Source organism: Frondihabitans peucedani, from assembly GCF_039537585.1.
GTDB lineage: Bacteria > Actinomycetota > Actinomycetes > Actinomycetales > Microbacteriaceae > Frondihabitans > Frondihabitans peucedani.
On the sequence record NZ_BAABAU010000003.1, the window covers coordinates 302148 to 321026 of the forward strand.

Genomic DNA, 18879 nt, shown 5'->3' on the forward strand with positions numbered 1-18879 from the left:
GCGGTCTGCTCGCTGCCCTCGCCGGGGTGCTCGTCGTCGTCGCGGCCTCGCTGATCGTGCTGTCGGGGCTCGCCGGAGCCTCCACCGACGCCGGTGCCGCGGGCTTCCTCGAGGCGCAGCCGCCGGTGGCCCGAGCACTCCAGGTGGTCGAGACGGCGAGCGGGTCCGCCTCCGTCGAGGCGCGCGGGCGTGCTCGTCTGACGTCGCTCTTCCCGGCCGGCACCGTCGAGGTGTCGTCGGCGGGTCGGGCCGCGCCCGCTCAGCTGCTGTCGGGCGGAGCGGCGCCCCAGGCTGCAGAGCCGAAAGGGACGAGTGCGGCCGACGAGGTCGTGGTCGCGGCTCTGTCGACTCACCGCGGTCTCCGGCTCGTCAGCGGCGACTGGCCGAGTGCCGCCCCCGGAGGGGCGTCCCCGACTCCCGCGGCCGTGCAGGAGCAGGCGGCGCGCGAGCTCGGGCTCCGCATCGGAGACACCCTCCGGATCGGGACCACGTCCTCTCCCGTCACCGTCCGGATGGTCGGCACCTGGTCGGCGGACGAGCCCGCGGGCGCACGCTGGTTCGGCGATCCCCTGACGGCCTCGGGGCGGGACGGCACTGCGGCTGGCCCGTTCCTCGTGACGCCCGCCTCCCTCGATCACCTCGCGGACACCCTCGACGTCGACCACTCGTGGACGATCGAGGTCCTCCCGCGTGGAGTGGACAGAGCGCACCTGCAGGCGGTCCAGCAGGCGGCCGCCCGCGTCGACGCCGCCCTGCCCGACGCTCGGATCACGTCACGAGAGGCGACGACCACGTCGGGCCGACTGTCCGACACGCTCGACGCCCTGTCGGCGGCCGAGGCCGTGACGGCGGCCCTGGTCGACGTCGCACTCGCCCTCGTCGCAGCTCTCGGACTCGTCGCGACGCTGCAGCTGGCCGCACTCCTGGCAGCGTCTCGCACTCCCGAGTCGGATCTCCTGCGAGCGCGCGGAGCGTCCACCGCACAGCTCGTCGCCGCGACGACGGTCGAGACGGCGGTCCTGGCTCTCCCCGCGGCGGTCATGGGAGTCGGCGGGGCCGCGGTCGCCCTGCGGCTCGTCGATCCTGCGTCGGTGCCGTCCGCGGGCTTCGCTCTGCTCGTCGCGGGGGTCGTCGTCGGAGGCGCGACCGTCGTCAGCGCGGTCGTCGCCCTGGTCGCGGGGCGCGCGTCGATCGTCGGCCGTCGTGCGGGCATCGCGAGCCTGACCCTCGCGGCGCTGGCAGCGGTGGTCCTCGCCGCGCTCGCGACGTGGCGGGTGGTCCTGTACGGCTCGCCGCTGATCGACGGGATCCACGCCGACCCGCTCGCAGCGTTGAGCCCGGTCCTGCTGCTGCTCGCCGGGGGCCTCGTGGCAGCCGTGGCGACGCGACCGCTGAGCGCCCTGGCCGCGAGGCGCAGTGCCCGGCGGAAGGGGTGGCGCTCCGCTTGGGTGGCGCGGCAGCTGTCGAGACGCCACTCGGCCTTCGTGGCACCGATCCTCGCGCTCGCTCTCGTGTCGGCCGCGGGCGGCTTCGCCTCCGCGTTCGCGGCGACCGCGGCGTCCGTCGACGAGCAGGCGGGCAGCATCGTCCTCGGTGCCGACGCCCGGGTGCACTCCGGGGTGAGCGGCTCGGTGACTCCCGGGTCGACCGCCGTCACAGCGCCACCGATCGCGGGTCTGTCGGGTGTCGGGCACGTTGTCACCGCCCTGGACGACACCGCGGCGCTCGGCGGGTCGACGGTCTCGGTCGTGGCCCTCCCCGAGACCGCCTTCCCGACGAGCATCGCAGCCCTCCTCGCCGGCGACGAGCCCGTCGGCGTCCGGCTGCCGGCGGGCACGCGGCAGCTCTCCCTGCGAGCCTCGACGGATTCCCCGACGACGATCGAGGGCTCCTCGTCGGGCGCCACCGTCTCGCTGGTCGCCTGGCTGAGCGATGCGCAGGGCGCCACGATCGCCGTCCCCCTCCGGACCGGTGACGGGGCCTCAGGCGGCGCAGTCACGAGCGGCACCGATCTCACCCTCGGAGGGTCCGCCTCCCTCCACGCCGTCCTGCCCGCCGGCGCGGGCGCCTGGCGCCTCGTCGCCGTCGAGCCGACGTTCCGGGTCGCCGACGGCTCCAAGCGGTCGGTGCTGCGGGTGAGCGGTCTCCGGGCCTCGAGCGACGTCGGCGACGGTGCGGCCCGGGGCGTCTCGCTCGCGGGCAGCGTCGAGGCCCGACTCGACTCCGACGCCCCGCCCCGCCGTCTCGCCGTCGGTTCGCGGGCAGCAGCGCTCGGCGATGCCGACGCGCCCCTCCGCGTCGTCGTGTCGAACGGCGCGGCCGACGCCCTCGGGCTCCGTCGCGGCTCGAGAATCGACGCGGTGCTCGCCTCGACGGCGCAGTCGACCCCTGCCGTGGTGGCGGGAGTGGTCGACCGGATCCCCGGGTCCGGCTCGCGCGAGGCCCTCGCCGTCGATCTCGTGGCTCTCACGCAGCAGGCCGTGCTCGACGGGACGGCCGTTCCCCAGGCGGACGACGTGTGGGTGACGACGGCTCGGCCGGACGCCCTGCCGGGGCTCGCCGCCCGCGCCTCCGATCATTCGGTCGAGGTCACGACGCGAGCATCCGCGTCGACTGCCGCTGTCGTCGACGCCGCGTCTTCGGCCCTGTGGTCGGCCGCGATCGTCGCGGCGTGCCTCGCTCTCGTCATCCTGTCGGCCGCTGCCGCCGGCCTGGCTCGCAGCCGACGCGACGAGGCGGCGGTCCTCCGCGCGCTCGGAGTCTCCCCCACCCGTCAGGGGGCCCTGCGCGCCTCGGAGCTCGGCGTCGCAGTGACTCTCGGGCTCCTCGGGGGTGTCGTCGTCGGGCTCGTCGTCGTCGGATCCGTCGGAGCCCGCTTCGGAGTGGCCGCGTCGCCGGGCGCGTCGGCTCTGCTGGTCTCGCCGCCGGTCTTCGATCCGCTCTCCTGGGCCCTCTTCGGAGCCGCGACCACAGCGGCCGTCCTGGTCGTCCTGGCCGTCGCAGCCCGCGGGACCGCCCGACGAGCGGCCACGGCTCTCGTGAGAGGGCGTGACCGATGAACTCACCGAAGCCCGGCCGACGCGCACCCCGGGGGCGCAGGATCAGCGGCGCCGCCCTCGCCCTCCGCACTCTCCGCGCCCACGTCTCCTCGGCCCTCGGCATCGCGCTCCTGAGCCTCCTCCTCGCCGCTGCCGGCATCGTCACGCCGCAGGTGACCTCGGCGCTGCTCGCAGCAGGCCTCGACTACGACGTGACGCGGGCCACCGCGGTCGAGCGCGACCTCACGACGACATTCCCCGGGGGTCCGGCCGTCGGGACGGCGCCGACGGCGGGAGACGCCGGCACGAGCTCGGGCCGGAGACTCGATGCTGCCGACGAAGAGGTCTGGGGCGCCTTCGACAGCGAGCTCGCCTCCGTCCGGGCATCGCTGCCGAGTCCGCTCCGCCGGGCCACGGGCCCGGCCGAGTACGCCGCGACGACCTCCTCGATGGACCTCGTCCAGTTTCCCGGAGGACTCCTCGGGAGCGCGCTCTCGCTCACGTCCGGCCCGGGTTTCGCGAGCCGCGTCCGGATCGTGCAGGGGTCCGCCCCCACCGCGGTGACCGTTCCCGGCGACACGATCCCCCTGATGCTCACGAGGAGCTCGGCCGACGTCCTCCGGTGGAGGGTCGGTGCCGTGCACGAGATGACGACGTCCGACGGCGGAACCGCCCGCGCGAGACTGACCGGCATCTTCGTGCCGCGTGATCGGTCCGACGACTTCTGGGGGCACTCCTTCGGCGTGCTCTCCGTGACCTACCGGGCGGCCTCGAAGGGGCCGCCGACACCTGTGGCCACCGGAGTCGTCGCGGGCGCGGGCTATCCCGCGCTCCAGGCGCTGCCGCAGGCGGGCTACCAGGGCGATCTCCAGACCCAGGCGTGGTTCCCGATCCGGTCGAGCGGGCTCGATCCTGCGAATGCGGCCACGATCGCGACCCAGGTGCGTCGCTTCTCGTCGGTGCGTCACTCCGTGCCGTCGGCGGGAGACGCCCCGCTCCCCTTCTCCACGCGGCTCCCCGACGTCGTCGCCGACGCCCAGGCGCGCCTCGCCACGGCCTCGTCGCTCTCCGACTCCGTGCTCGCGGGTCCCCTCGGCGCGGCGCTCGCCCTCGAGATCCTGCTCGCCCGCCTCGTCGTGACCAGGGCGCGCTCGGCGCTCGAGCTGATCGGCGCGCGCGGTGCCGGCCCGGGCTGGCTGCGCCTCCGCGTGATGCTCTTCGCCAGCGTCGCAGCGGTGCCGGGGGCGATCGTCGGCGGTCTCCTCGGCAGCGTCGCGGCGCGGTTCGTCGCCGGCTCCGGTCCCTCCGAATCGCTCTTCGCAGCCGTGGTGCTCGCGGTCGCCCTGCTGCCCGTCGTGGTCTTCGGCCTGTCCCTGCCCCGGCTCGTCCGGCGGGAAGGGCGCGTCCCCCTACGATCGCTCGTCGAAGCGGGCACCGTGCTCCTGACGGTCGTCTCCGCTCTCGTGGTCGCTCGGCGCGGCATCGGCGAGGCACCTCCGGGCGCGGGGCTCGACCCCGTCCCCGCGGCGCTCCCCGTCCTCCTGGGGCTCACCGGCTGCATCGTCGCGCTCCGACTGCTCGGACCCCTCCTCGACGCCGCCCGCGCTCGCGCCAAGCGGCGACGCGGCCCGTCACTCGCGACCGGCCTGGCTCTGGCCCGACGCAACCGGACGGGCACGGCGGCGCCGCTGTTCGCCGCGACGATCGGCATCGCGGTCGCGCTCTTCTGCAGCGTCCTCGGCTCGACGCTCTCCCACGGTCTCGACGAGGCGGCCCACGCGCGGGTGGGCGCCGACGTCTCCGCGGTGACGAGCCCCCTCGACTTCACGACGGAGATCCCCTTCGACACGGTGCCGGGTGAAGCGCACACGGCCTTCGTGAGCGACACGGCGCAGGTGCAGATCAAGGCCGGGACGGCCACCGTCCTCGCCACGGCGGTCGTCGTCGATCCTGCGTCGCTCCGTCGCGTCCAGGCCGGGGTGCCCGGCGCCGTCCCGCTCCCCGCGGCGCTCGGCCGCTCGGCCGCCCGCGGCACGCCCGTCGTCCTCTCGGGAGACCTCGCCGACCGTCTCGCTCAGACGGGCGGCACGATCGAGGGGCAGCGGCTCGAGCCGGTCGAGGTGTCGCGGGCTCCGCTCGGGCTCCTCCCCGACACCGACCTCTGGCTCGTCGTCTCCGAGTCCCGGGCGTCGTCGCTCGGGGTCGACAACGACGCCCCCGACCGCACCCTCCTCCGCCTCGACCAGGGCGCCGACTCCCGGGCCGCAGCCGCGGGCGTCCGCCGTCTGCTCGGCGGCGGGATCGCGGTCAGCACTGTCGACCAGGTCGAGGCGGAGCTCTCCGAGAACCCGCTCGTCCCGGGACTTCAGCGGATCGCCGTCGAGGCCGCCGTCCTCGCCGCGTCGTTCGGACTCCTGTCGCTGCTGGCGGCCACCGTCCTCGAGACCGCCGAGAGACGGCGCAGGATCGACCTCCTCACCCTCCTCGGCATGTCGCGCAGCCAGCGGCGTCGCCTGGTCCTCGCGGAGACGGCACCTCTCGGCGCGACGGCCCTCGCCGCCGGCTGCGTCGTAGCGGCCCTGATGGTCGCGCTCGTGCTGCCCTCAGCCGACCTGAGGTCGTTCACGGGGGCCCAGGCCCGGCCCGCGATCCACCTCGATCCCGTGATCCTGCCCCTGCTCGTGCTCGCCGGGCTCGCCGCCACCGCGGCCGTCTCGGCCGTCGCCGTCGCCCTCTCCCGTCCCCTCGCCCCAGGATCCCACCGCCCGGAAGGCTCAGAATGACCACAGGCACAGCGAGACCGCCGCTCGGCGTCCGCCCGGAACCCGACATCCTCTGCTCCGACCTCGTGCGGATCTACCGGTCGCGCGACGTCGAGGTCCAGGCGCTGCAGGGCCTCGACCTGCGGGTGGAGCGCGGCGAGATGGTGGCGCTGGTCGGCGCCTCGGGGAGCGGCAAGTCCACGCTCCTCGGGATCCTCTCGGGGCTCGACGAGCCGAGCGCGGGGCGGGCCGTGGTGGCCGGGCAGGATCTCGCCGGCTTGACCGTCCGGCAGCGCACGGCCTTCCACCGCAGCCGCGTCGGCTTCGTCTGGCAGCAGACGGCGCGCAACCTGCTGCCGTTCCTCACCGCGGCACAGAACGTCGCGGCCGTGCTCGCCGTCTCCGGGGGCTCTCGCCGCCGCGACGGCGCCAGCCGCGTCGGCACCGGCCGCGCGGACCGCGTCGCCGAGGTGCTCGAGCTCGTCGGCGTTCCGGAGCTCCGCGACCGCTTCCCGTCCGAGCTCTCCGGCGGTCAACAGCAGCGCGTGGCCCTGGCGGTGGCGATGGCGAACCGGCCGACCGTCCTCCTCGCCGACGAGCCGACCGGCGCTCTCGACGAGGAGACGAGCGGGGAGGTGCTGGAGGCGATGGAGCGGGTCAACCGCCAGAGCGGCGTCACGACGCTGATCGTGACCCACGACGCCTCCGTCGCCGAGCACGTCGAGCGCACGATCCAGATCCGCGACGGGCGCACGTCGACCGAGGTGGTCCGGTCCCGGTCGGGAGAAGACGGCGCCGTGACCGCCGAGGAGTACTCGGTGATCGACCGGGTGGGCCGGCTCCAGCTCCCGCAGGCGTTCCAGGAGTCGCTCGGCCTCCACGACCGCGTGCGGCTCTCGCTGCAGTCCGACCACGTGGCCGTGCGGCCGGCGCAGCAGGCGGACGACGCCGACTCGCAGGACCGGGAGGCCGAGCGGGCGCCGAGGCACGCGGGCGGGGCCGGAGAGGGGGGCCGGGCATGAGCGGCCCGATCCTGCGCGCTGTCGGACTCGGACGCGACTTCGTCTCGGCGGGCGAGACGGTCCGTGTCCTGGACGACGTGTCTCTGGAGGTCGCACCGGGCGAGCTCGTCGTCGTCCGCGGCCAGTCGGGCTCGGGCAAGTCGACTCTGCTCAACCTCCTCTCGGGGCTCGACCGCCCCACGCGCGGGGAGGTGCTCCTCGGCGACGAGCGCCTCGACCTCGCCGGCCCCGAGCGCCTCGCCGACCTGCGGCGCGACCGGCTCGGCATCGTCTTCCAGGCGTTCGGGCTCCTGTCGGTGCTGACCGCCGCCGAGAACGTGGAACTCCCGCTCAGGATCTCCCGCACCTCCGGAAGGCGGCGCGATGCCCGGGTCGCGGAGGTGCTCGACCTCGTCGGGCTCTCCGAGCATGCGGCGCAGCGCCCCGAGGAGCTGTCGGGCGGTCAGCAGCAGCGGGTCGGGATCGCCCGCGCCATCGCCGGGCGCCCCGAGGTCCTCATCGCCGACGAGCCGACGGCCCAGCTCGACAGCGTCACGGGCGCGGCGATCCTGGAGCTGCTCGTCTCGATGGTCGAGACCGACGGGATGGCGGCGGTCGTCGCGACCCACGACGAGTCGCTCGCCGCTCGGGCCGACCGGGTGGTGACGCTCCGGGCACGCCGGGTCTGACCCGGTCGCAGGCGTCCGTCGCGAAGGCTGTTGCGAGCTCCGGGCCCGGGCATACGACCCGCACCCGGTTCACGACCGGGCGAGCAGCTCCTGCGCCCGCGCAGCGAACTCCGACTCGACGATCACCTGGTAGTTCGACGCGAGCACCTGGTTCGTCGACGTGAAGTCGCGGCGCCTCCGGGTGATGCCGTAGCTCGCGACCCCGTAGAGCATGCCGAACCCGGCTCCGATCACCGCGGCCGCGACGATCAGGCCGAAGCCCGACGATCCGTCGCCGAAGAGCGTCACGACGATGCCGAGGAACACCCCGAGCCACAGCCCGCTCACGGCGCCGGCCAGCGCGACGCGCCCGTAGCTGAGCGCGCCCGTCACCCTCTCGACGGTCTTGAGGTCGTTGCCCACGATCGACACGCGGGCGACCGGGAAGTCGCCCTGGGCGAGCTTCGCGACGACGGCCTGGGCCTCCGGGTAGGTCTCGTAGGTGCCGAGCACGTCGCCCCTCGGCAGGGTCGGATACTGCGGACCCCGCCGGCCGAGAGGCGTCTGGCTGCTCATTCGGACATTAAACACGGTGGGCTCAGCGCGACAGGCTAAATTGGGTCCGTGAGCGCCACGAGAGTCTTCGTCGCCCGTCTGGCCGGGTGCTCCGTTTTCGACCCCGCGGGCGATCGCGTCGGCAAGGTCCGCGATGTCCTGATCGTCTACCGCTCGACCGAGTCCCCGCGCGTCGTCGGCTTCGTCGTCGAGGTCCCGGGCAAACGGCGCGTCTTCGTCAGCATCGGCCGCGTGACCAGCATCGGCTCGGGTCAGATCATCACCACAGGCACCGTCACGCTCCGCCGGTTCGAGCAGCGCGGCGGCGAGGTCCGCGTCATCGCCGAGCTCCTCGGGCGGCGCGTGCGCCTGCGTCACGACAACTCCGCCGCCACGATCGAGGACGTCGCGATCGACGAGGTCGGCGAGGGCGACTGGGAGGTCTCGCAGGTCTTCGTCAGGAAGCCGAAGACGAGCCCGTCGCCGTTCGGCAAGGGCGCGACGGTGTTCGCCGCCTGGAGCGACGTCCGCGAGGAGGACGCCGACGGCGAGGCCCAGAGCGCCGAGCACGTCATCGCGGCATACGCCGACCTCCTGCCCGCCGACCTCGCGAACACCCTCCTCGACCTCTCGGAGGAGCGCCGCTTCGAGGTCGCCGGCGAGCTGTCCGACGGCCGTCTCGCCGACGTGCTCGAGGAGATGCCCGAAGACGAGCAGGTCCACATCCTGAACCGGCTCGAGGACAGCCGCGCAGCCGACGTCCTCGACCAGATGCAGCCCGACGACGCAGCCGACCTCATCGCGCAGCTCTCCGACGAGCGCGGCGAGGCCCTGCTCGAGCTCATGGAGCCCGAAGAGGCCGAAGACGTCCGGATGCTCCTGAGCTACGACTCCGACACCGCCGGCGGTCTCATGACCACCGAGCCCGTGATCGTGTCCGGCGACGCGACCGTCGCCGAGGGCCTGGCGATGATCCGCCGCCACGAGATCGCGCCTGCGCTCGGGGCCGCGGTCTGCGTCGTCCTGCCGCCCTACGAGCCGCCGACCGGCCGCTTCCTCGGCATGGTGCACTTCCAGCGGATGCTCCGGTATCCGCCGAACGAGCGGCTCGGCACGCTGATCGATCAGCAGCTCGAGCCGGTCAACGTCGGCGCCTCGGCGCTCGAGGTCACCCGGGTCATGGCGAGGTACAACCTCGTCTCCGTCCCCGTGGTCGACGACAACCACCGACTTGTCGGGGTGGTGACAATCGACGACGTCCTCGACCATGTGCTCCCCGACGACTGGCGCAGCCAGGATCCCGAGGGGCCCCTCGGCAGAACCCGGCCCCGGCTCAGAAGAACCCCCGTGACAAGCACCGGAAGGAGGACGACCAATGGCACGCGATAGCCGCAGCGACGTCCGTCTCGATTCACCCAAGGGCCTCCGCGTCCGCGTCCTCCCGGGCCGCGGCCGACAGAGTCGCGACAGCTTCGGGCGGGCCACCGAGGCCATCGCCCGCGGCATGGGCACCCCCTACTTCCTGATCGCGCTGACGCTGTTCTGTCTGCTCTGGATCTTCTGGAACACGTCTCTTCCGGCGTTCCTGCGCTTCGACTCGTCGGCGAACGGCTTCACGGCCCTGACGCTGGTGCTCTCCCTCCAGGCCTCGTACGCCGCGCCCCTGATCCTGCTCGCGCAGAACCGTCAGGACGACCGCGACCGCGTGCAGGTGGAGCAGGATCGCCAGCGCGCCGAGCGCAACCTCGCCGACACCGAGTACCTCGCCCGCGAGGTCGTGGCCCTGCGGCTCGCGATCAAGGACATGGCCTCGAAGGACTTCATCCGAGACGAGCTCCGGTCACTGCTCGAAGAGATCGACCGCCGCGAAGACCGCTCCGCCTCCGAGACCGTCGCCCGGGGCCTGAAGCGTGACTGACGCTCCCGAGACGGCCGCTCTGGCCGCTCGGGTGCGGCGCGCTCTCGAGCGCGTGATCGACCCCGAGATCCGCAAGCCCATCACCGAGCTCGACATGGTCGGTGAGGTGAGGGTGGCGCAGGATGGCGTGGCCAGCGTCGACGTGAAGCTCACGATCGTGGGCTGCCCCGCCGCCGACACGATCGAGCGCGACGTCCGCGAGGCGACGCTCGGTGTCGACGGGGTGTCGGCGGCCGACGTGCGCGTCTCGGTGATGACGCGCGAGGAGCGCGCCGCCCTCACCTCCAAGCTGAGGGGCGGGCGCGCGAAGCGGGCCATGCCGTTCGGCCCCGACTCGCTGACGCGCGTGTACGCGGTCACGAGCGGCAAGGGCGGGGTGGGCAAGTCGACCGTGACGGCCAATCTCGCCGTCGCACTCGCGCGCCGAGGCCTGGCGGTCGGCGTCGTCGACGCCGACGTCTACGGGTTCTCGATCCCGGGGCTGCTCGGCCTCGTCGACTCGGCGGGAGCCGCCGTGAAGCCGACGCAGGTCGACGACATGATCCTGCCGCCGGTCGCTCACGGGGTGAAGGTCATCTCGATCGGGATGTTCGTCGACGACACCTCGACCGCCGTCGCCTGGCGGGGACCGATGCTGCACCGGACCATCCAGCAGTTCCTGACCGACGTCTACTTCGGCGACCTCGACGTGCTGCTGCTCGACCTGCCGCCCGGAACCGGCGACGTCGCCATCTCGGTCGGGCAGCTGCTCCCCCACGCCGAGGTGCTGGTCGTCACCACGCCCCAGCCGGCGGCCGCCGACGTCGCCGAGCGCTCGGGCCTCGTCGCCCGGCAGACCGGTCAGACGATCCTCGGCGTCGTCGAGAACATGGCGGGGCTCGTGCAGCCCGACGGCTCGGTCCTCGAGCTCTTCGGCTCGGGCGGCGGGGCCGAGACGGCCAGGCGCCTCTCCCGAGGGCAGGATGCCCGGGTCGAGCTGCTCGCGAGCGTCCCGCTGAGCATGGGGTTGCGCCAGGGCGGCGACAGCGGTGTGCCGGTGGTCGAGGGTGCGCCCGCGGATCCTGCGGCCGTCGCGATCGAGGCTCTCGCCGCGCGGCTCGCCGTGCGTGAGCGGGGCCTGGCGGGCCGGAAGCTCGGCCTCAGCGTCGGCTAGCCGGCCTGGGTCGCTGCGTGCGCCCGGCTCGTGACGCGCATTCCGGCTCGCAGCGCCGGTTGTATCGCGTGTCTCGAGCCGGACTGCGCGTCTCGAGCCGGACTGCGTGTCACCGGCGGGGAGGCGCCGCCGGCCGCGAGCAGCAGAGGGACGCCAGCAGCAAAGGCCCCGCGAGCAGCAACAGCCCGCGAACAGCAACAGCCGCGAAACGCAGTTCGGCCCGAGACACGCGCATCACTGCGTGTCTCGGGCCGAACCGGGTGTCGCGAGCTCGAGCCCCGTCAGCGGACTGCGAGGCGAGCAGGCGGGGGCGCTCAGTCGAACGAGCGCGTGGGCTGACGGTGGTAACCGTCGCGAGCGGTGCTGATGACCGTGCCGGTGATGGCTGCGATCGACGCGACCGCGAGGACTCCGAGTCCGATGAACATGACTGCCTGTTTCTCTGGTGGGTTGTGGTTGATATATCTATGATGTGGGCTGCAATAGAGAAGCACAATCGATCTTTTCTTGGCTGACCCTGTAGTTTTTCTACATGGATGTCAAACGACTCGAGCTGCTCCGCGAACTGGCCGAGCGGGGCAGCATCGCCGCCGTGGCGAAGGCCACGCACCGCACGCCGTCGGCCGTCTCGCAGCAGCTCAAGGTGCTCGAGAAGGAGGCCGGCACGCGCCTCACCGAGCGCGTCGGCCGCGGCCTCGTGCTCACGGGCTCGGGCCGCGTCCTGGCGCAGACGGCCACCGACGTCGCCGTCGCCCTCGAGCGGGCCCAGGCTGTCTGGGACGACTTCGTCGTCGCTCCGCAGGGCGAGGTCACCCTGGCGGTCTTCCCGACAGCCGGACAGATGCTGCTGCCGGGGCTCCTCCGGACCATCTCGGAGACTCCCGGCCTCGTCGTCCGCGCGACCGACCACGATCCTGCGACGCTTCTCTTCGCCGACCTCACCGGCGACTACGACGTCGTCGTGGCCCACTCCCCCGACGGCGCCCGGAGCTGGCGCGGACGCGGCCTGACGACGGTGCCGCTCCTGCGCGAGCCGCTCGACATCGCCCTGCCCGCCGACCACCGTCTGGCTGGCCGGGCATCCCTCGCGCTGGAGGACCTCGAGGGCGAGAGCTGGATCGGCGTGCCCGCGGGCTACCCGTACGACTGGGTCTACCGCGAGATCGAGCGCAAGACAGGAACGGCGCCCAGGATCACGCAGCGCTTCAGCGACACCCGCATCACCGAGGCCCTGGTCGGCGCGGGCCTCGGCATCGCCGTGCTGCCGAGGTTCACGTCGACCGGCGTGCGCGATGACATGGTCCTGCTGCCGCTCGAGGGCATGCGGGCTGTGCGCCACCTGTCGGTGCTGCTGCGGCCGGATCGCGCGGAGCGGCCGAGCGTGCGGCGCGTGGTGGATGCGCTGCGTGCCGAGGCGTCGCGGGTCGCCGCGCTGCACGGGACGGCGTGAGCTGCCGTCGGACGGCGGCGCACGGCCGTTCGGCGCAGCGACCGCTCAGCGCTCGGCCTGCGGCTAGGTGGCCTCGTTGTCGTAGGGAGGAGCCTCGCCCGCGGCGAGAGGCACGACGGCCACTCGCTGGCGAGCAGCCGGGAGACCGGCGGTCACGGCCGCAGCCGCGGAGGCCTCGGCACTCGCGGACGCCGGCGTCGTGATCGCGGTGGTGGGCTCTTCGAGCAGGGCGTCGCGGATGATGCGGCGCGGGTCGTACTGGCGGGGGTCGAGCTTCTGCCAGTCGACGTCGGAGAACTCGTCGCCCATCTCGTCGCGCATGCGGTCGCGAGCGGTGTCGGCCATGCCGCGGACGGTCTTGACGAGCTGAGCCAGTTTCTGGGCGTAGATCGGCAGCCTCGCCGGGCCCAGCAACAAGACCGCGATCAGCGCGATCACGAAGAGCTTGTCGAAGTTCTGGAACACGTGAGAAGACTAACCGGTCCGAGCCGGAAACGGGCCCTAGAGTTGACCGACGAGGAGTACGAGTGCCACACAGAGAGTCCAGTTGGAAGTTCGCCGAAGAACTGGTCACCGAGAGCGACGCCATCGGTCTCGCCCGCCAGCATTCGCTGGAGGCGGGTGTCGAGACGGTGTCGCCCGGCGTGGGAGCACAGCTCGCCGTCACCACAGCTCTCCTCGGCGCCCAGAACATCATCGAGATCGGCACGGGGCTCGGCGTGTCCGGTCTCTGGCTCCTGGCCGGCTCCCCGAACGCCACTCTCACCTCGATCGATGTCGAGGTCGATCACCAGCAGGCCGCGCGCGAGAGCTTCGCCCTGGCCGCGGTGCCGGCGAACCGCGTCCGCCTCATCACGGGGCGGGCGTCCGACGTGCTGCCGCGGATGAACGAGAACTCCTACGACGTCGTCCTGGTGGACGCCGACCCCGAGGGCGTCATCGAGTACGTCGAGCACGGGCTCCGGCTGGCTCGCACCGGCGGCGTGGTGCTCGTCGCCCATGCCCTGGTGAACGGCCGGGTCGCCAATCCGGCGGCGCGAGAGCCGATCACGACCGGCTACCGGTCGCTCCTGACCGAGGTGTCGACGTCGCCCGCCGTGATCAGCGCGCTCGCGACCGCCGGCGATGGGCTCCTGCAGCTCGTCAAGCGCTGAGCGCAGCTCGTCAAGCGCTGAGCGCGCCACATAGCGCGTCTCGCCTCACGCACCGCGTCAAGCCATGACGAGACGCCCTGCGTGATGCGAGACGCCCTGCGGAGCGAGCCATGCGAGACGCCCAGCGGAGCGAGACAAGCGAAACGCCCCTCCCCAGCGCGTGATGCGCGGGGCGGGGCGTCTCGGTCGGGTCGTCAGGAGGCTGCGGAGACCACACCCGCGAGCGCGTCGTGCAGCTCTTTGGCTTCGTCATCGTTGACCGAAACCACGAGGCGGCCGCCGCCTTCGAGCGGAACGCGCACGATGATGAGCCGCCCCTCCTTCACGGCCTCCATTGGTCCGTCGCCGGTCCTCGGCTTCATGGCTGCCATCAGATAGTCCCCTTTCGCGGAATGCTCATGACTATTATCCGTGATTTGTGCGTCAGCCCCTAAACGACGGCGTCTGCCCGGCGGGTGATTTCAGGCCGCGGGAGGTCACGGCGGGGTCCAGTCGTAGCCGTCGACCCACCAGCAGTAGTAGAGCCAGACCCACTGCAGCAGGATCGCGATCACCACGAGACTCACCCGCCATACCCGCGACCTCGGCACGGCCAGTGCCCCGAGCAGCGGGAACATCGGCATCAGCACCCTGAACGTGCTCGACTGCGGGAAGAACACGGCCAGGAGGTAGAGCGCGTACGACGCGACCCAGAACCGAAGGTCGATGGGGAGCCGCCGGGCCCACGGTGAGACGAGGAAGAGCCCGAAGCCCACCACGACGACGGCGAGGAAGAGCAGCCCGGAGCCGCCCGGCAACCACCAGTTCGCCCCCTGGATCCATGACGTGAACGGCAGCAGGTGCCCGTAGCCGATGTAGTCGGCGCGCCAGGACAGCTCGGTCGCGGTGTAGGCGTCGAGGCGGCCGGTCGCGACCGCGGCGACGATCGGCCAGGCGAAGCCGAGGACCGCCGTCAGCACGGCGACGACGCCCACGGTCACGCGTTCTCTCACGTCGAAGGGCTCGCTGCTCCTGGTCAGCCACCGGTGGCCCCAGTGCAGCGCGAGCGCCAGGCCGAACGCGACGACGCCGGGTCTCGTGAACGAGGCGACGGCCAGCGCGGCGAGCATCAGCCAGTACTGCCGCCGGAGCAGGAGCAGCAGGGCGACCGCGAGCAGCAGCAGGAACAGCGACTCGGCGTACGCGACCTGCAGGAGCGGCGAGAGCGGCGCGACACAGAGGAGCACGACGCCGAACAGGGCTGACCCCTCCGGCAGGAACCGGCGCAGGATCCGGAAGAACACCAGCGCGGTCAGAGCCGCCGCCGCCACCGACACGAACACCGCGGTCGGGGCGAAGGGCGCGCCGGTGAGCACCATGAGGCCTCGGACGAGAACCGGGTACACGGGCAGGAACGCCCACTGGTTCTGCGCGACGTGACCGTCGGCGGTCATCGGGAGGACGCTCGGATACCCGAGCTGCGACACGATGTAGTACCACTGGCCGTCCCACATCTTGGCGAAGCTGCCGTAGTCGGGCTGGGCCACCGTCCAGGCGTTCGTTGCCTGCACGCGCGCGAAGCCCAGCAGGAGGGCAGTGCTCACGACGCGAGAGAGCACGAAGACCGCGAGCACCCTCGCCCACCACGGGGTGAGCCGGTAGCGCAGGAGGAGGGTCTGCCGCCACGGTCGGCGCACGTCGCCGGCGCCCTCGCCCCCGCCACCGCGGCCGGCGACCGGCCGCGTGATCAGGCCGTCAGCCACGCGCGGAGCCCCCGCTCGCACTCCGTGATCTGGTCGACCGCGACGCGCTCGTCGTCAGCGTGCGCCTTGAGGGGGTCGCCGGGGCCGTAGTTGACGGCGGGGATGCCGAGACCGGCGAACCGCGCCACGTCGGTCCAGCCGTACTTGGGCTTCGCCTCGCCGCCGACGGCCGCGAGGAACTCCTGCGCGAGGGGCGCGTCGAGGCCCGGCCTGGCGCCCTGCGCCAGGTCGACGATCTCGACCTCGAAGTCGCCGAACAGCTCGTGGATGTGGGCCACGGCCTCGTAGGTCGAGCGGCTCGGCGCGAACCGGTAGTTGATGTGGACCATGCACTCGTCGGGGATCACGTTGCCGGCGACGCCGCCGGTGATGCCGACGGCGTTGAGCCCCTCGCGGTACACGAGCCCCTCGACCTCGACCTCGCGGGCCTCGTAGGCGGCGAGGCGGTCGAGAATCGGCGCCGCACGGTGGATCGCGTTGTCGCCGATCCAGGATCGCGCGCTGTGCGACCGCAGGCCCCGCGTGCGGATCTCGGCGCGGAGGTTGCCGTTGCACCCGCCCTCGACGCTGGAGTTCGAGGGCTCCATCAGGATCGCGAAGTCGGCCGCCAGGAGGTCGGGGTGCATGCGCGCCAGCCGCCCCAGCCCGTTGAGGGCGTCGGAGACCTCCTCGTGGTCGTACCAGACCCAGGTGATGTCGACGGTGGGCTCGGCCAGCTCGACGGCCAGGGTCAGCGCGACGGCGCACCCGGCCTTCATGTCGACGGTGCCGCGGCCCCAGAGGAAGTCGACGCCGTCGATCGTCTCGAACCGCGTCGGGACGTTGCCGTTGATCGGGACCGTGTCGATGTGACCGGCGATGACCACCCTCTTCGAGCGCCCGAGGTTCGTCCTCCCCACGATCGCGTCGCCGTCGCGGACGACCTCGAGGTGCGGGGAGGCCGCCAGCACGGCCTCGATCTGGTCGGCCACGGCCTTCTCGTCACCCGACACCGACGCGATGTCGCAGAGCTGCCTGGTGAGGTCGATCGAGGACACCGAGAGGTCGAGGACTGCCATGCGGACAGCCTAGCCGCGGGCCTCCGGGGCCTCGGAGTTCTCCACAGGCGGACGCCCCGATACGCTCGGGGGATGAGTCTCGACGACACCGCACCGACCAGCGCCTGGGGCTACGGGCTCGCCACGATCAGCGACGGGGGCACGGTCCTCGACACGTGGTTCGCCGAGCCGCACCTCGGCGCGTTCCCGGCCGATCGCGATCCTGCGCTGGCCCCCGCCGCGATGTCGCAGCTCGCCGGCCCGGACGCCCGCCGGTCGGTCCGGCTCGAGCCGGTCACCGTGCAGATCGACCTTCAGGCAGCGCCCGCGTCGACCCCCGACGCGTACCTGCGGCTGCACCTGCTCAGCCACCTGCTCGTCAAGCCGAACACGATGAACCTCGACGGCCTCTTCGCCCACCTGCCGATCGTGGTGTGGACGAATGCCGGGCCCGTGCATCCTGACGACTTCGCCCGGCTGCGTCCGCAGCTGCAGCGGGCCGGCATCACGACGACGGGCATCGACAAGTTCCCGCGCATGCTCGACTACGTGGCACCCGACCGGGTCAGGATCGCGGACGCCTCGCGGGTGCGGCTCGGCGCGCACCTCTCCCCCGGCACCACGGTGATGCACGAGGGCTTCGTGAACTACAACGCCGGCACGCTCGGCTCGTCGATGATCGAGGGCCGCGTCTCGCAGGGCGTCGTCGTGGGCGACGGCTCCGATATCGGTGGCGGTGCCTCGATCATGGGCACGCTCTCGGGCGGCGGCACGCAGCGCGTCGAGATCGGCGAGCGGGCGCTGCTCGGCGCGAACTCGGGCATCGGCATCTCGATCGGCGACGACACGGTCGTCGAGGCGGGCCTCTACGTGACGGCCGGCACCAAGGTCGTCGTCGTCGGGTCGGCGCACGACACGAACGGCCGCTCGCAGACGGTGAAGGCCATCGAGCTGTCGGGGCGGCCCGGGCTGCTCTTCCGGCGGAACTCGCTGACCGGCGCCGTCGAGGTGCTCACGCGGAAGGGCGCCGGAGTGACGCTCAACGAGGCGCTGCACGCCTGAGCGCACCCGCCGCGAACGCGACTAGCGCTCGGTCGGCCAGTCGCGCGCCGGCGACCCGATGTACAGCTGCTGCGGCCGGCCGATCTTCGTCGACGGGTCGAGGTTCATCTCGCGCCAGTGCGCGATCCAGCCGGGCAGGCGCCCGATCGCGAACAGCACCGTGAACATGCGGGGCGGGAAGCCCATCGCCTTGTAGATGATGCCGGTGTAGAAGTCGACGTTCGGGTACAGGCGCCGCGAGATGAAGTACTCGTCGGACAGCGCGACCTGCTCGAGCTCGAGCGCGATGTCGAGCAGCTCGTCTTTGACGCCGAGGGCGGCGAGCACCTCGTCGGCGCTCTCCTTGACGAGCTTCGCACGCGGGTCGTAGTTCTTGTAGACCCGGTGCCCGAAGCCCATCAGCTTCACGCCCTCTTCTTTGTTCTTGACGCGCTCGACGAAGCGGGCGACGCCCTGCCCGGAGTCGCGGATCTCGGCGAGCATCTTCAGCACCGCCTCGTTCGCGCCGCCGTGGAGCGGGCCGTAGAGCGCCGAGATGCCGGCGGAGATCGAGGAGTACATGTTCGCCTCGGTGGAGCCGACGAGGCGGACGGTCGACGTCGACGCGTTCTGCTCGTGGTCTTCGTGCAGGATCAGGAGGCGCTCGAGGGCCTTGGACAGCACCGGGTTCACGACGTACGGCTCGGCCATGGTGCCGAAGTTCAGCTTCAGGAAGTTGTCGACGAAGCTGAGCGAGTTGTCGGGGTAGAGGAACGCCTGGCCGAGGCTCTTCTTGTGCGCGTACGCCGCGATGACCGGCAGCTTCGCGAGCAGCCGGATCATCTGGATCTCGACCTTGGCCGGATCGTGGACGTCCATCGTGTCCTCGTAGAACGTCGACAGGGCGCCGACGGCCGACGACAGCACCGACATGGGGTGCGCGGAGGCGGGCAGCGCGTCGAAGAAGCGGCGGAGGTCTTCGTGGAGGAGTGTGTGGCGCCGGATCCTGGCGTCGAACGAGGCGAGCTCGTCGGCCGTGGGCAGCTCGCCGTAGATGAGGAGCCAGGCCGTCTCGAGGAACGTCGAGTTGGCCGCGACCTGCTCGATCGGATAGCCGCGGTAGCGCAGGATGCCCTGGTCGCCGTCGATGTACGTGATGGCGCTCTTGGTCGCGGCGGTGTTCACGAAGCCGGTGTCGAGAGTGCTGAAGCCGGTCTGCTTCATGAAGGTCGAGATGTCGACGCTCGATGCCCCGTCGGTGGCGGGGACGACCGGGAACTCGGCGGTCTGGCCGCCGATCTCGAGAGTCGCCTTCTGCGTCGTGGCCTTCTGGGCGTCGTTGGCAGTGTCAGTCACTCGA

The 18879-nt window shown here is 72.3% G+C and carries 16 protein-coding genes; 10 read left to right on the forward strand and 6 right to left on the reverse strand.

Annotated features, from left to right (window positions below):
• Nucleotides 1-26: 26 nt before the first annotated feature.
• From ABD733_RS12850 to ABD733_RS12865, 4 genes are read left to right on the forward strand one after another with little or no spacing between them, the layout of a single operon-like run.
• Nucleotides 27-3059 carry an FtsX-like permease family protein gene (locus ABD733_RS12850; protein ID WP_344796809.1) on the forward strand — a complete coding sequence of 1011 codons (3033 nt, stop codon included), beginning with the start codon at nucleotides 27-29 and terminating at the stop codon, nucleotides 3057-3059.
• Nucleotides 3056-5821, forward strand: a complete 2766-nt coding sequence (locus tag ABD733_RS12855; RefSeq protein WP_344796811.1) for an FtsX-like permease family protein — start codon at nucleotides 3056-3058, stop codon at nucleotides 5819-5821. Before ABD733_RS12850 ends, ABD733_RS12855 begins: the two co-directional genes overlap by 4 nt.
• On the forward strand, nucleotides 5818-6822 hold the full coding sequence (locus ABD733_RS12860) for an ABC transporter ATP-binding protein (RefSeq protein WP_344796813.1): 1005 nt from the start codon (nucleotides 5818-5820) through the stop codon (nucleotides 6820-6822). Before ABD733_RS12855 ends, ABD733_RS12860 begins: the two co-directional genes overlap by 4 nt.
• On the forward strand, nucleotides 6819-7490 hold the full coding sequence (locus tag ABD733_RS12865) for an ABC transporter ATP-binding protein (protein ID WP_344796815.1): 672 nt from the start codon (nucleotides 6819-6821) through the stop codon (nucleotides 7488-7490). The genes ABD733_RS12860 and ABD733_RS12865 overlap by 4 nt, the downstream gene beginning before the upstream one ends.
• Before the next feature lie 69 nt (nucleotides 7491-7559).
• Here the strand turns inward: ABD733_RS12865 and ABD733_RS12870 are convergent, their stop codons facing one another.
• Nucleotides 7560-8045 (reverse strand): YflT domain-containing protein, encoded by a 486-nt coding sequence (locus tag ABD733_RS12870; RefSeq protein WP_344796817.1) that lies wholly within the window; start codon nucleotides 8043-8045, stop codon nucleotides 7560-7562.
• A 48-nt stretch (nucleotides 8046-8093) separates the two neighbouring features.
• On the opposite strand from ABD733_RS12870, the gene ABD733_RS12875 reads away from it, so the two are divergent.
• The 4 genes from ABD733_RS12875 (at nucleotide 8094) to ABD733_RS12890 (ending at nucleotide 12545) form a co-directional block, all read left to right on the forward strand.
• On the forward strand, nucleotides 8094-9413 hold the full coding sequence (locus ABD733_RS12875) for a magnesium transporter MgtE N-terminal domain-containing protein (protein ID WP_344796819.1): 1320 nt from the start codon (nucleotides 8094-8096) through the stop codon (nucleotides 9411-9413).
• On the forward strand, nucleotides 9400-9942 hold the full coding sequence (locus ABD733_RS12880; RefSeq protein ID WP_344796821.1) for a DUF1003 domain-containing protein: 543 nt from the start codon (nucleotides 9400-9402) through the stop codon (nucleotides 9940-9942). Before ABD733_RS12875 ends, ABD733_RS12880 begins: the two co-directional genes overlap by 14 nt.
• Nucleotides 9935-11095 carry an Mrp/NBP35 family ATP-binding protein gene (locus ABD733_RS12885; protein WP_344796823.1) on the forward strand — a complete coding sequence of 387 codons (1161 nt, stop codon included), beginning with the start codon at nucleotides 9935-9937 and terminating at the stop codon, nucleotides 11093-11095. The genes ABD733_RS12880 and ABD733_RS12885 overlap by 8 nt, the downstream gene beginning before the upstream one ends.
• A gap of 532 nt (nucleotides 11096-11627) precedes the next feature.
• Nucleotides 11628-12545, forward strand: a complete 918-nt coding sequence (locus ABD733_RS12890) for a LysR family transcriptional regulator (RefSeq protein WP_344796825.1) — start codon at nucleotides 11628-11630, stop codon at nucleotides 12543-12545.
• Between the two features lie 63 nt (nucleotides 12546-12608).
• On the opposite strand, the gene ABD733_RS12895 is transcribed toward ABD733_RS12890, so the two are convergent.
• Nucleotides 12609-13010, reverse strand: a complete 402-nt coding sequence (locus ABD733_RS12895) for a twin-arginine translocase TatA/TatE family subunit (protein ID WP_344796827.1) — start codon at nucleotides 13008-13010, stop codon at nucleotides 12609-12611.
• Nucleotides 13011-13072: 62 nt separating this feature from the next.
• Here ABD733_RS12895 and ABD733_RS12900 point away from each other — a divergent pair, with 62 nt between their 5' ends.
• Nucleotides 13073-13699, forward strand: coding sequence for an O-methyltransferase (locus tag ABD733_RS12900; RefSeq protein WP_344796829.1), 627 nt, complete (start codon nucleotides 13073-13075; stop codon nucleotides 13697-13699).
• A gap of 194 nt (nucleotides 13700-13893) precedes the next feature.
• Here the strand turns inward: ABD733_RS12900 and ABD733_RS12905 are convergent, their stop codons facing one another.
• From ABD733_RS12905 to dapE, 3 genes are all read right to left on the reverse strand, one after another.
• Entirely contained in the window at nucleotides 13894-14070 is a 177-nt protein-coding gene (locus ABD733_RS12905; RefSeq protein ID WP_119868011.1) for a DUF3117 domain-containing protein, read from the reverse strand.
• A gap of 105 nt (nucleotides 14071-14175) precedes the next feature.
• On the reverse strand, nucleotides 14176-15441 hold the full coding sequence (locus tag ABD733_RS12910; RefSeq protein ID WP_344796832.1) for a hypothetical protein: 1266 nt from the start codon (nucleotides 15439-15441) through the stop codon (nucleotides 14176-14178).
• Nucleotides 15426-16499, reverse strand: a complete 1074-nt coding sequence (dapE, locus tag ABD733_RS12915) for a succinyl-diaminopimelate desuccinylase (RefSeq protein ID WP_344796834.1) — start codon at nucleotides 16497-16499, stop codon at nucleotides 15426-15428. Before dapE ends, ABD733_RS12910 begins: the two co-directional genes overlap by 16 nt.
• Before the next feature lie 72 nt (nucleotides 16500-16571).
• Between dapE and dapD the strand changes: the two genes are divergently transcribed.
• Nucleotides 16572-17540, forward strand: coding sequence for a 2,3,4,5-tetrahydropyridine-2,6-dicarboxylate N-succinyltransferase (gene dapD, locus ABD733_RS12920; RefSeq protein ID WP_344796836.1), 969 nt, complete (start codon nucleotides 16572-16574; stop codon nucleotides 17538-17540).
• 21 nt (nucleotides 17541-17561) lie between these two features.
• Here the strand turns inward: dapD and ABD733_RS12925 are convergent, their stop codons facing one another.
• Nucleotides 17562-18875, reverse strand: coding sequence for a citrate synthase (locus ABD733_RS12925; RefSeq protein WP_344796838.1), 1314 nt, complete (start codon nucleotides 18873-18875; stop codon nucleotides 17562-17564).
• Between the last annotated feature and the right edge of the window lie 4 nt (nucleotides 18876-18879).